General features: G+C 63.2%; 11 protein-coding genes. 5 read left to right on the top strand and 6 right to left on the bottom strand.

The window, feature by feature from the left end; genetic code table 11:
- Nucleotides 1-9: 9 nt before the first annotated feature.
- Together DTW89_RS06540 and DTW89_RS06545 are read right to left on the bottom strand one after the other, a co-directional pair.
- Entirely contained in the window at nucleotides 10-939 is a 930-nt protein-coding gene (locus DTW89_RS06540) for a branched-chain amino acid ABC transporter permease (protein WP_114655350.1), read from the bottom strand.
- 347 nt (nucleotides 940-1,286) lie between these two features.
- Entirely contained in the window at nucleotides 1,287-2,639 is a 1,353-nt protein-coding gene (locus DTW89_RS06545) for a replication-associated recombination protein A (protein WP_114655351.1), read from the bottom strand.
- Nucleotides 2,640-2,844: 205 nt separating this feature from the next.
- On the opposite strand from DTW89_RS06545, the gene DTW89_RS06550 reads away from it, so the two are divergent.
- Nucleotides 2,845-3,729, top strand: a complete 885-nt coding sequence (locus tag DTW89_RS06550; protein ID WP_236637055.1) for a prenyltransferase — start codon at nucleotides 2,845-2,847, stop codon at nucleotides 3,727-3,729.
- Between the two features lie 24 nt (nucleotides 3,730-3,753).
- On the opposite strand, the gene lolA is transcribed toward DTW89_RS06550, so the two are convergent.
- Both lolA and DTW89_RS06560 read right to left on the bottom strand, forming a co-directional pair.
- A complete protein-coding gene (gene lolA / locus DTW89_RS06555) occupies nucleotides 3,754-4,386 on the bottom strand; it encodes an outer membrane lipoprotein chaperone LolA (RefSeq protein WP_114655352.1) in 633 nt (210 codons plus the stop codon).
- 51 nt (nucleotides 4,387-4,437) lie between these two features.
- Nucleotides 4,438-6,768, bottom strand: a complete 2,331-nt coding sequence (locus tag DTW89_RS06560) for a DNA translocase FtsK (protein WP_114655353.1) — start codon at nucleotides 6,766-6,768, stop codon at nucleotides 4,438-4,440.
- 335 nt (nucleotides 6,769-7,103) lie between these two features.
- On the opposite strand from DTW89_RS06560, the gene trxB reads away from it, so the two are divergent.
- From trxB to rpmG, 3 genes are all read left to right on the top strand, one after another.
- On the top strand, nucleotides 7,104-8,057 hold the full coding sequence (trxB, locus tag DTW89_RS06565; protein ID WP_114655354.1) for a thioredoxin-disulfide reductase: 954 nt from the start codon (nucleotides 7,104-7,106) through the stop codon (nucleotides 8,055-8,057).
- A gap of 266 nt (nucleotides 8,058-8,323) precedes the next feature.
- Nucleotides 8,324-8,557 (top strand): 50S ribosomal protein L28, encoded by a 234-nt coding sequence (gene rpmB / locus DTW89_RS06570; RefSeq protein WP_007859763.1) that lies wholly within the window; start codon nucleotides 8,324-8,326, stop codon nucleotides 8,555-8,557.
- Nucleotides 8,558-8,568: 11 nt separating this feature from the next.
- Nucleotides 8,569-8,739, top strand: coding sequence for a 50S ribosomal protein L33 (gene rpmG / locus DTW89_RS06575; protein ID WP_005797189.1), 171 nt, complete (start codon nucleotides 8,569-8,571; stop codon nucleotides 8,737-8,739).
- A 149-nt stretch (nucleotides 8,740-8,888) separates the two neighbouring features.
- Here the strand turns inward: rpmG and DTW89_RS06580 are convergent, their stop codons facing one another.
- Nucleotides 8,889-10,103: a DesA family fatty acid desaturase gene (locus DTW89_RS06580; protein ID WP_114655361.1), complete on the bottom strand. Its 1,215-nt coding sequence runs from the start codon at nucleotides 10,101-10,103 to the stop codon at nucleotides 8,889-8,891.
- Between the two features lie 207 nt (nucleotides 10,104-10,310).
- Nucleotides 10,311-11,585, bottom strand: coding sequence for an RsmB/NOP family class I SAM-dependent RNA methyltransferase (locus tag DTW89_RS06585; protein ID WP_114655355.1), 1,275 nt, complete (start codon nucleotides 11,583-11,585; stop codon nucleotides 10,311-10,313).
- A gap of 193 nt (nucleotides 11,586-11,778) precedes the next feature.
- On the opposite strand from DTW89_RS06585, the gene DTW89_RS06590 reads away from it, so the two are divergent.
- Nucleotides 11,779-12,105: a DUF1653 domain-containing protein gene (locus DTW89_RS06590; protein WP_236637056.1), complete on the top strand. Its 327-nt coding sequence runs from the start codon at nucleotides 11,779-11,781 to the stop codon at nucleotides 12,103-12,105.
- The last annotated feature ends 65 nt before the right edge of the window (nucleotides 12,106-12,170 follow it).

Raw genomic sequence — 12,170 nt, forward strand, 5'->3', positions numbered from 1 at the left:
TGGTGCTCCTCAGGCGCGATCCGCCACACGCTCACCCAGCAGGCCCGAGGGGCGCAGCGTCAGGATGATGATGAGCACGATGAACGCAAAGATGTCGGTGTAGTGGCTGCCCAGCACACCGCCCGTGAGCGCACCGATGTAGCCCGAACCGATGGCCTCGATCAGGCCCAGCAGGATGCCCCCCACCACGGCGCCGGCCAGATTGCCGATGCCGCCAAAAACCGCCGCCGTGAAGGCCTTGAGCCCTGGAAGGAAGCCCATGGTGTGCTGCGCCGTGCCGTAGTTGGACGCATACATGATGCCGGCGATGGCGGCCAGGACGGCGCCGATGATGAAGGTGGCCGAGATCACCATGTCGGGTTTGACGCCCATGAGCGAGGCCACGCGGGGGTTTTCTGCCGTGGCACGCATGGCGCGGCCGAGCTTGGTGTAATTCACCAGGTACATAAGCGCTGCCAGGGCCACCACGGTCACGCCCAGAATCAAAATCTGGGTGGATGTGATGACCGCCCCGCCCACCTCGAACGGCGCGGCCGGCAGCAAGGTGGGGTACGACTTGTAGTTGGGCTTCCAGATGATCATGGCCAGCGTCTGCAGCAGGATCGACATGCCGATGGCCGTGATCAGCGGCGCCAGGCGCGGGCTGGTGCGCAGCGGTTTGTAAGCCACCTTCTCGATCACGAAATTGAGCGTGGCAGCCACCACGCAGGCAATGATGGTGGCCAGCAGCAGGATGAGCCAGCCGGGGGCGCCTGGCATGGCGTCCTGCATGAGCCCTATGCAACTCCAACTGGTGAGAGCGCCGACCATGAGCACTTCGCCATGGGCAAAATTGATCAGCTGAATAATGCCGTACACCATCGTGTAGCCCAAGGCTATCAAGGCGTACATGCTGCCGAGAACCAGACCGTTGATGATCTGCTGCAGCAAAATGTCCATAAGAGAAGTCCTTCGTTTGTGACGTACCCACCGCTTTGGCACCGAAATCGGTACAGCCTTGTGGGCCCGACTGCCATGTAGCAAAAAACCCGCCAGGAGTGCAGCTGTGCGGGTTTGAGGACGGGATTGTAGCGAGTAGTCTGTGGCCGCCCGGGCCCTGGTCGGCGGGGTTTTCCCTTGGGTTTCAGGCCCATCAGCCAGGGACGCCGTGCATAAGCAAGGTTGATGGACCTGCCGCACAAGACGTTCAGATTTATCACCGCAAGCGTGCCCATGCGTCCGCCACACCGCCAACGCCCATCGCGGCGTCTGCGGCCATGGCATTCAGTGCAGCCCGCAGGTTGCGTTCAAGGCGTCTGCGGATCCGGGTCGATGGCAGCGGCTGTGACAGCGACGGCCGCATTGCGCGCGCGCATGTCCCGCAGCTTTTGCGCAATCTTGATTTCCAGGCCCCGCTCGACCGGCTGGTAGAAGCCCGGCTCGTCCATGCCGTCGGGCAGGTAGCGCTCGCCGGCGGCAAAACCGCCCTCCTCGTCGTGCGCGTAGCGGTAGCCCTTGCCATAGTCCAGCGCTTTCATGAGCTTGGTGGGCGCGTTGCGCAGGTGCATGGGCACGGGGCGCGTGCTGTCCTGCTTTACCAGGGCGCGGGCGGCGTTGTAGGCCTTGTAGACGGCGTTGGACTTGGGCGCCACGGCCAGGTAGACCACGCATTCGGCCAGCGCCAGCTCGCCCTCGGGGCTGCCCAGGCGCTCGTACACCTCGGCGCAGTCGAGTGCCAGGCGCAGCGCGCGCGGGTCGGCCAGGCCAATGTCTTCGCTGGCCATGCGCACCAGGCGGCGCGCCATGTAGCGCGGGTCGGCGCCGCCGTCGAGCATGCGCACCAGCCAGTACAGCGCCGCGTCGGGGTCGGAGCCGCGCACCGATTTGTGCAGCGCGCTGATGGTGTCGTAGAACTGCTCGCCGCCTTTGTCATAGCGTCGCATGCGCTCGCCCAGCACCTTGAGCAGCCAGGCGTCGGTGATTTCGGCCAGCTGCTCCTGCTGCGCCGCCATCTCCAGCGTCTCCAGCGTGTTGAGCAGGCGCCGGGCATCGCCATCGGAATACGCCACAAGCCGCTCGACCGCTTCATTTTCAATAGCACGTAGCGCTTTCTGCGATTGGGCTAGAGCCACAATTTGCTTCAAATCATCGACCGACAATGGCTGCAGCACATACACCGCCGCGCGCGACAGCAGGGCCGAGTTGACTTCAAACGACGGGTTCTCAGTGGTCGCGCCGATGAACGTGAACAGGCCGCTTTCGACATGGGGCAAAAACGCGTCCTGCTGGCTCTTGTTGAAGCGGTGCACTTCATCAACGAACACCAGGGTGTGCTGCTGCATCAGCCCATCACGCGCAACCTGTGCCCGCTCGACAGCCTCGCGGATGTCCTTGACCCCGCCCAGCACTGCGCTGATGCTGATGAACTGCGCATCAAACGCATAGGCCATGAGCCGCGCAATCGTTGTCTTGCCCACACCCGGCGGCCCCCACAGAATGCAGCTGTGCGGCCGCCCCGACTCAAACGCCAGGCGCAGCGGCATGCCCGGCCCCAGCACATGCTGCTGGCCAATCACCTGCGCAAGGCTGCGCGGGCGCAGCAACTCGGCGAGTGGAGTATGAGAATGCGGCACGCTGGCCGCTTTGGGGGCATCTGTCATGAATAACGGGCATTGCGGCTCACATGCCTGGCACGGCAATCATGCCACCGCCACGGCAACCTGACGGAGCACAACACACTGTGCAGCAGCACAGGCGAAAATGGTACCGCCTACGGATCCATTCGCTGTGCCTTCCATCCCCCTCCCCCCAGCATCCCTCGACACGACGCCCCCGCCATCACCGGGCTGGCGAATGCTGCTGCGCATGACGCGGCCACACTTTTTGCTTTTGACCGCAGCGGCGTGCGTGCTGGGGATGTCATTTGCCGTGGCCTGCGGCTGCGGGTTCGATCCCGCCAGGGCGGCAGCCACCATGGTGCTGGCCATCATGGCGCACGCAGGAGCCAACGTGCTCAACGACTACCACGACGCCCGCAACGGCGCAGACGCGGCCAATCAGCAGGGGCTGTATCCGTTTTCGGGTGGCGCCCGGCTGATCCAGCAGGGGCAGGTGTCCGCGCTGGACACGGCCCGCTGGGCAGCGTTGCTGCTGCTGTTGCTGATCCCCGCAGGCCTGTTGCTGGCGGTCAAAACGGGCGGCGGCTTGCTCTTGATTGGCATGGCGGGGCTTTTTTTGGCCTGGGCTTACTCTGCGCCGCCATTCAAGCTGATGTCACGAGGGCTCGGTGAAGTGACCGCAGCCGTCGCTTGGTGGCTGGTGGTACTGGGGGCCGACTATGTTCAGCGGCGCCATTTCTTCTTGATACCGGCGGTGTCCGCCGTGAGTTTCGGGCTGCTGGTCGCCAATATCCTGTTGATTGCCGGCTTTGCAGACGCCCCCTCGGACGCACAGGTGGGCAAAAAGACGCTGGTGGTGCGCATGGGAGCACGCCGCGCCGCCTGGCTCTATCTGGGGATCGCCCTGGCGGCGCACGGGTGGCTCGCGCTCGGCGTATGGCTGCTGATCCCGCCCACGACTGCGTTGTGGGGCATGGTGTCCCTGCCCCTGTCCCTGGCAGCGGCCGCGTCACTGATGCACCATGCCCACGCGGCACAACGCCTGCAACCGGCGATGGTGCTCACCATTGCCGCCGCTGTGGTCCACGCGCTTGCGGTTTCCGCCGGGTTGATGTCGTTGGCCTGGGGCTGAACCCCGATTCAGTCGCCAAAAAATTTACTGCCGTACTACATCCGCCCCTTGCGGCGGCTTGAACTGGAAGGTGGCGGGTGGCAGCGCTGCATTGGCCTGCATGCCAGTGAAGCGGATGGCCGAGCGCTGGCCAAAGCTGTCCAGAATGTCGAGCGCGGCCAGTTGTTCACCCGCAAAGCCTACGCGCACGCTCTGCAGTTGGCCATCTTTGGTCTTGGGACGCGCCAGCACCCATTGCAGGCCATCCTGGTCGGGGGCGGCTTCCAGCGTGAAATCGGCCTTCAGCGCCGACAGGTCGGGCGCAGAGGCCAGCAGCGCGGCGGGCGTGCTGCCCAAAGCCTGGGACTGGGCACGCTGGGTGACCTGGTTCAGATCGGTGTCGTAAAGCCACAGCGTTTGCCCATCGGCCACGATGGTCTGTTCGAAAGGCTTTTTGTAAACGAACTTGAACCGCCCCGGCCGCTGGAACTCGAATGTGCCACTGCTGGTTTTGGTGCGCGCGACCTGGCCGTCTTTCGGGGGCGAGGTGACCACCTGGGTAAAGTCGGCGCGGCCGGTCTGGCTGCCCTTCATGAAGGATTCAAGGCTTTTTAGCCCGTCAGCGCTTGCCAGCTGTGCGCCAGCTGCTATCAAAATTGCAATAGCGATTTTTTTCAACAGAAACTCCTTTGGGGTGACCGCAGGGCCGGGCTCATTGCCCTGCCCCCGTCATTCACTGCGTGCGGGTACCAGCACTTCACGCTGGCCGCTGGTGGTGAGGCCACTGACCAGACCCGCCTTTTCCATGTCTTCAAGCAGGCGTGCCGAGCGGTTGTAGCCAATGCGCAGCTTGCGCTGCACGTAGGAGATGCTGGCCTTGCGGTCTTTGAGCACCACTTCCACGGCCTGGTCGTACATGGGGTCTTTCTCGCCGCCGTCACCACCGTCTGCGGTCAGATCACTGTCGCCGTCCACAGTTCCCCCTTCGAGCACGCCCTCAATGTAATCAGGGTCGCCCTGGCTCTTGAGGTAGCTCACCACGCGGTGCACCTCTTCGTCACTGACAAAGGCGCCGTGCACACGGATCGGCAGGCCGGTGCCGCTGGCCATGTAGAGCATGTCGCCCATGCCCAGCAGGGCCTCGGCACCCATCTGGTCGAGGATGGTGCGGCTGTCGATCTTGGAGCCTACCGAAAACGCAATGCGGGTGGGAATGTTGGCCTTGATGAGGCCCGTGATCACATCCACACTGGGGCGCTGGGTGGCCAAAATCAGGTGAATGCCCGCCGCGCGCGCCTTCTGCGCCAGGCGCGCGATCAGCTCTTCGATCTTCTTGCCCACCACCATCATCAGGTCGGCCAGCTCGTCGATGATGACCACGATGTGCGGCAGGCGCTGCAGCGGCTCAGGACTTTCGGGCGTGAGGCTGAAGGGGTTGTAGATGAATTCTTCGCGCGCCTTGGCTTCGTCGATCTTGACGTTGTAGCCCGCCAGGTTGCGCACACCGAGCTTGGACATGAGCTTGTAGCGCCGCTCCATCTCGGCCACACACCAGTTCAGTGCATTGGCGGCCTGCTTCATGTCGGTGACTACGGGCGCCAGCAGGTGCGGAATGCCTTCGTACACCGACATTTCCAGCATTTTGGGGTCGATCATCAACAGGCGCACATCGCGCGCCTCGGCCTTGTAAAGCAGCGACAAAATCATGGCGTTGATACCGACCGATTTGCCCGATCCGGTGGTGCCGGCCACCAGCACATGCGGCATCTTGGCCAGGTCGGCCACCACCGGGTTGCCCACGATGTCCTTGCCCAGGCCCATGGTGAGCATGCTCTTAGCTTCGTGGTAGACCTGCGAGCCCAGAATTTCAGACAGGCGGATGGACTGGCGCTTGGCGTTGGGCAGCTCCAGCGCCATATAGTTTTTACCGGGAATGGTCTCCACCACGCGGATGGACACCAGGCTGAGCGAGCGCGCCAAGTCCTTGGCCAGGCCCACGATCTGCGAGCCTTTCACGCCCGTGGCCGGCTCGATTTCGTAGCGGGTGATCACCGGGCCGGGCATGGCCGCCACCACGCGCACCTCCACGCCGAAGTCCTTGAGCTTTTTCTCGATGAGGCGGCTGGTCATCTCCAGTGTCTCGGGTGCCACGGTCTCCTGGCGCAGCAGCGGGCCGTCGAGCAGGTCCACCAGCGGCAGCTTGCTGTCGGGCATTTCGGTGAACAGGGGCTTTTGCCGCTCTTTGACCACACGGGCGCTTTGGGGCACATCCGCCAGCACCGGCTCGATGATCTGCACCGGCGCAGGATGGTGCTCTTCGCTTTCGGTGCGCTCTTCCAGCACCACCACAGCGCGCTCGCGCGCGGCCTTTCGGCCCACGGCCACATCCTTGGCCACTTCGCGCCGGGCCAGGCGCGACCGCACCAGGGTATCAATGCGGGCACCCAGCACCTCTGCCACATGACCCCAGGAAAAACGGAACACCAGGGCAGCCCCCAGCACCAGGACCACGATGCCCAGCAAGCCCGAGCCCGTAAAACCCAGCCATTTCACACTGGCAGGCCCCACGATGTAGCCCAGCACGCCCCCCGCATGCCCCGGCAGCAGCGCTTCGAGGCGGTAAAGGCGCGACCATTCCAGCGCCGTACTGGCGCTCATGAGCAGCGCCAGCCCACCCCAGAACAACGCACGGCGCACGGCGGGGCTTGCGGCACCCACCACAGGTTCGCCGCCACGCATCCAGCGCGCCAGCGAAGCAATCCAGGCACGCACCCCTGCCGCCACACACCACCACACCGAAAACCCCAGCATGAAATAGCTGCCGTCAGCCAGCCAGGCACCAAACCGCCCTGCCCAGTTGGCCACCAACCGGTCGCCGCGCGTGCCCGAGGTGGACCAGGCAGCGTCCTGTGCGGAGTAGCTGGACAGCGCCAGCAGCCAGAAAACCAGCGCCAGCAGGCCCACGACAAGGCCTATTTCGTGGCCGAAGCGGGCTGCACCGGTGCGGGGTGCAGACCGGGCCGAAGAAGAAGCATTCAGGGTATTGAGTGAATAGGTCATAAGCGTGCCGGGCAAGCTTACCCCATGCACCACAGGGGTCACACCGTCCCGCAGTGGCAACCCAGCCCCACCCATAAACATCCGGTAACGCCAGTGACTCTATCTTGCTGTTTTGGGGCGAACACAGGGCACTCGTACCGCACACATACGCACAGCGCGCGTTGTTTTGGTGCCATGCGACCTGTGCCGCAACAGGTTTTTCATGGGTTCTTACAATCGCGCTGATTGATAAGGGGTCACCTGAAAAGGCCGCGTGCGGTGGATACTTGACGGTTGATTCCGCATTTTTTCAACAGCATCTGGCTTGAGGCCAATGCAAAACACAGGTTTAGTCCATGTCCACCACCCAACACGCGAAAGTTCTGATCCTCGGATCTGGCCCTGCAGGCTATACGGCGGCTGTCTATGCGGCGCGCGCCAACCTGAACCCGGTGCTCATCACCGGCATCGCGCAGGGCGGCCAGCTCATGACCACCACCGAGGTGGACAACTGGCCAGCCGACGTGCACGGCGTGCAGGGCCCGGACCTGATGCAGCGCTTTCTGGAGCATGCCGAGCGCTTCAAGACACAGATCATTTTTGACCACATCAACAAGGTCGATTTCAGCCAGCGCCCCTTCACGCTGACGGGCGACAGCGGCACCTACACCTGCGACTCGCTCATCATCGCCACCGGCGCATCGGCCAAATACCTGGGCCTGCCCTCCGAAGAGGCTTTCATGGGCAAGGGCGTTTCGGGCTGTGCCACCTGCGATGGCTTCTTCTACCGCGACCAGGACGTGTGCGTGGTAGGCGGCGGCAACACGGCCGTGGAAGAGGCCCTGTACCTGTCGAACATTGCACGCAAGGTGACGCTGGTGCACCGGCGCGACAAATTCAAGGCCGAGCCCATCCTGGTGGACAAGCTCAACGAAAAGGTGGCTGCCGGCAAGATCGAGCTCAAGGTGTTCCACACCCTCGACGAGGTGCTGGGCGACAACACGGGCGTGACGGGCATCCGCATCAAGAGCACGGTGGATGGCAGCACGCAGGACATCGCGCTGCAAGGCTGCTTCATCGCCATTGGCCATGCGCCCAATACCGACATCTTCCAGGGCCAGCTGACCATGGAAAATGGCTATATCGTCACGCAAGGCGGCCTCAAGGGCTTTGCCACGCAGACCAGCGTGCCTGGCATCTTTGCCGCGGGCGACGTGCAGGACCATGTGTACCGCCAGGCCATCACCAGTGCAGGCACCGGCTGCATGGCGGCCCTGGACGCCCAGCGCTTCCTCGAACAGGAGTCTTGAGAAAGCCAGGGCGTCCCCAGACTCCGTCGCTGTGCGGGTCGCCGCCTCCCGCTGGGGGCTTATCTGTCTTGGGGCGGCCCGGCGACAAAAAGTGAGCCGCAGGCTATAATCTGTGGCTTTGCTGAATTCGGCCCGTTTTTGCGGTCCTCCGAAACAGGCAAATCGGGTTACCGCCACCCTTTCTGGCGAGGTGAGGCCGCTAGCCAACCTGGGCAAACAAGCCCAGGGCCCAGCGAACGGCCGTTAAAAAGTATCGGAGTGTCCTCATGGCACGCGTCTGCGACGTAACGGGCAAGAAGCCCATGGTCGGGAACAACGTTTCCCACGCCAACAATAAAACCAAGCGCCGGTTCCTGCCGAACCTGCAATACCGCCGTTTCTGGGTTGAGACCGAAAACCGCTGGGTTCGCCTGCGTGTTTCGAGCGCTGCCCTGCGTTTGATCGACAAGAACGGTATCGACTCGGTGCTCGCAGACCTGCGCGCACGTGGTCAGGCTTAAGGAGAAGCACCATGGCAAGCAAAGGCGGACGCGACAAGATCAAGCTGGAATCCACTGCGGGTACCGGTCATTTCTACACCACGACCAAGAACAAGAAGACCATGCCCGAGAAGATGGCGATCATGAAGTTTGATCCCAAGGCTCGCAAGCATGTGGAATACAAGGAAATGAAGCTGAAGTAATTCAGCCTCAGGTCTTTCGGAAAAACCGCCCTGCCGCAAGGTTGGGCGGTTTTTTCATGCCCGCGCCCACCATGCGAAGGCGAATTTGCCAAAACACCCGCTGCGTTGTCGCCCCGGCGGGCGGGGCTCAATCATCATCAGGGCAACCGTCAGGCCTGCGCCGCGCGCAAGCGCATCGAAAAATCATGCAGCGCCGCAATGCCACTCTCCTCGGCCCGGCGGCACCAGGCCTGCAGATCCAGCGTGAGCTGCTCACGCGAGCGCGAGGTGTTCAGCCACAGCTGGCGCAACTCCTCGCGCATGGTGATCATGGTGTCGAGCACGGGCGAAGCGGCGCGCACCTGCGCCAATTGCGGCAATGCCATGGCGGGCACCTTTTCCACATCACGGTGCAGCCAGCGCCTGGCCACCTTGAGCACCGTTGCATCAGCCTGGCGCGCCTGCAACGCGGCCAGCTCGGCACGACAGGCCTGGCGCACACCGCGCCCATAAGCGGCCATCACTTCATAGCGGTTGGCAATCAGGGCCTCCAGCGTCTTTTCATCGGCCACGGGCTTGACCTCGCCTAGTTGCAATCTGGGCGGCACTTTTTTGACCGTGGCCCAGCCCATCGCCTGCATCAGGCGGATGTAGGCCCATCCGATATCGAACTCATAGCGCTTCACCGAGAACTTGGCCGACGTGGGGTAAGTGTGGTGGTTGTTGTGCAGCTCTTCGCCGCCAATGACGATGCCCCAGGGCAAGAGGTTGGTGCTGGCGTCGTGCGCCTCGAAGTTGCGATAGCCCCAGTAGTGGCCCACGCCATTGACCACGCCAGCCGCCCAAAAAGGTATCCAGACCATCTGCACGGCCCACACAGCAGCGCCCAGCGCACCAAACAGGGCCAGATCCAGAATCAGCATCAGCGCCACCCCCTGCCAGCTGAAGCGGCTGTACAGGTTGCGCTCGATCCAGTCGTTCGGTGTGCCGTGGCCAAACTTTTTGATTGTTTCCAGGTTCTTCGACTCGGCACGGTACAGCTCGGCGCCGCGCCACATCACGGTGCCCAGGCCGCGCGTCTGCGGGCTGTGGGGGTCGTCCAAGGTTTCACATCTGGCGTGGTGCTTGCGGTGAATCGCCACCCATTCCCTGGTGACCATGCCCGTGCCCATCCACAGCCAGAAACGAAAGAAATGCGCGGGAATGGCGTGCAGATCGAGTGCGCGGTGCGCCTGTGAGCGGTGCAGAAAAATCGTGACCGCTGCAATGGTGAGGTGGGTGGTTGCCAGGGTGTACAGCACGATCTGCCACCAGGTCAGGCGCCACAAGCCATGGCCCAGCCAATCCACGGTGGCGTTCAATACAGCCCCATCGGGTAACAGCATCATCAGACCCCTTGCTTCAGCAAACCCGCACCCAACAGAACGGACTGCAACTCCTGGAGTGCCACGCCTCGCGTGAGTTCGGTGCATGGCAACGCGTTCAGGCCCATTTTCAACCGACGGAGCCGGTGCGCGCCCCCGCTGATCGGGTAAGAAAGTGTGAATGAACCCGGAGCGCCTAAGCGGGCGTCCCGGGTTGTTTCACCCTTCTCAGGCCTTTTTGGCCCAGACTGCCGCGAAAAACCCGTCGGTCTGGTGCAGGTGGGGCCACAGACGCAAATAGCCAGTGCCCGAGGCACCGCCGCTGCACAGGCTGCGGGCATCTGCCACTTTCAGTTGCTCCAGCAATTCACCGGCCTCAAGCATCTCGAAATCCGGGTGCGCGGCACTGAACGCCTCGGCGATGGCCTCGTTTTCCTGGGGCAGGATGCTGCAGGTGGCATACACCAGTCGCCCACCCGACTTGAGCAGGCGGGCGGCGCTGTCCAGGATGGCGGTTTGTTTGGCCACCAGTTCCTGCACGCTTTTGGCCGACTGGCGCCATTTGAGGTCGGGGTTGCGGCGCAGCGTGCCCAGGCCCGAACAAGGTGCATCCACCAGCACGCGATCAATCTTGCCCGCCAGGCGCTTGATGCGCTCGTCGCGCTCATGGGCAATGGCCGCCGGGTGCACGTTCGACAGGCCGCTGCGCGCCAGCCGGGGCTTGAGCGCATCGAGCCGGTGGGCCGACACATCAAACGCATACAGCCGGCCGGTGCTGCGCATGGTGGCGCCAATGGCCAGCGTCTTGCCGCCCGCGCCCGCGCAAAAATCCACCACCATCTCGCCACGCTTGGCGTCGAGCAGCAGGGCCAGCAGCTGCGAGCCTTCGTCCTGCACCTCGATGGCGCCGCGCGTGAACGCATCGAGCTTGGTCAGCGCGGGCTTGCCCTCAATGCGCAGGCCCCACGGAGAATAAGGAGTCGTTACTGATTTAATAGCTGCTTTCGCAAGCTCCTTCTGCACATCTGCCCGTTTTTCCTTCAAGGCATTGACGCGCAGATCGAGGGGCGCACTTTGCGACAGGCTCTCTACCAGCGGCCAAAAGCCTGCGCCCAACTGGTCCTTGAGGGGCTGCACCAGCCATTCGGGCAGGTTATGGCGGTGCCGCTCCATCAGGTCATCGGGCTTGACGGAGTCGCATTGTTCGAGCCAGTTCTTTTCTTGATCGGTCAGGCCGCCCAGCAAAAAGTCGCGCGGGCCATGGAACCCCAGGATGGCCAGGCGGCGCTCTTTGGGGCCGGAACCCGAAGGGGCCATGTGGTCAAACAACAGTTTTTTGCGCAACACGGTGTAGACCGTCTCGGCCAGCGTGGCGCGTTCGCGGGGACCAAGGCCCCGGTTGTCGCGGAAAAACCGCGAGACCACGGCGTCGGCGGGGTGTTCAAAGGTGAGTGTGAGCCGGATGAGTTCGGCACAAGCATCGATAAGTACTTTGGGGTGCATGCCCCGATTGTCCCACCGACACCCCGATCAGCGCGTGCCCCCCTATCCAAGGTTCCCAAGGTTCAGCGACACGGCTGCATCCCCCGCACTTCCTGCAGCGCTGCCATGCCCAGTCCTGCGCAGCGGGCGTTGACAATCTACGGGGTTTGCAATCCGTCTCCCCGCGTTTCTCTTATCACCCGCCACTGCCGCAATGACCGACGACGACCTGCCCGCACTTATCCGCACGCCACCGGGCCTGTACCGCCACTACAAGGGAATGCTCTATGAGGTGCTCGACACCGTGCGCCACAGCGAGACCCTGGAGCCCATGACGCTGTACCGCGCGCTCTATGGCCAGCGCGGCCTGTGGGTGCGCCCCGCCGCCATGTTTGAAGAACAGGTGCTCATCGACGGCGTGGTGCGGCCACGGTTTGAGCGGTACGGCGATTGCGCGGGCTCCGGCAATGAATTTGAGTCGCGGATTCAAGTACGAAGTGCGCGAGTCTCAAGTCTAAGCGGAGTGATCTCCAGCCCATAGAACACCTCATGCGGAGTACGCCAGCCCAGGCACTTGCGTGGCCGGTGGTTCAGTGCATACACCGC

It is taken from the genome of Acidovorax sp. BoFeN1 (assembly GCF_003345135.1).
Lineage (GTDB): Bacteria > Pseudomonadota > Gammaproteobacteria > Burkholderiales > Burkholderiaceae_C > Acidovorax > Acidovorax defluvii.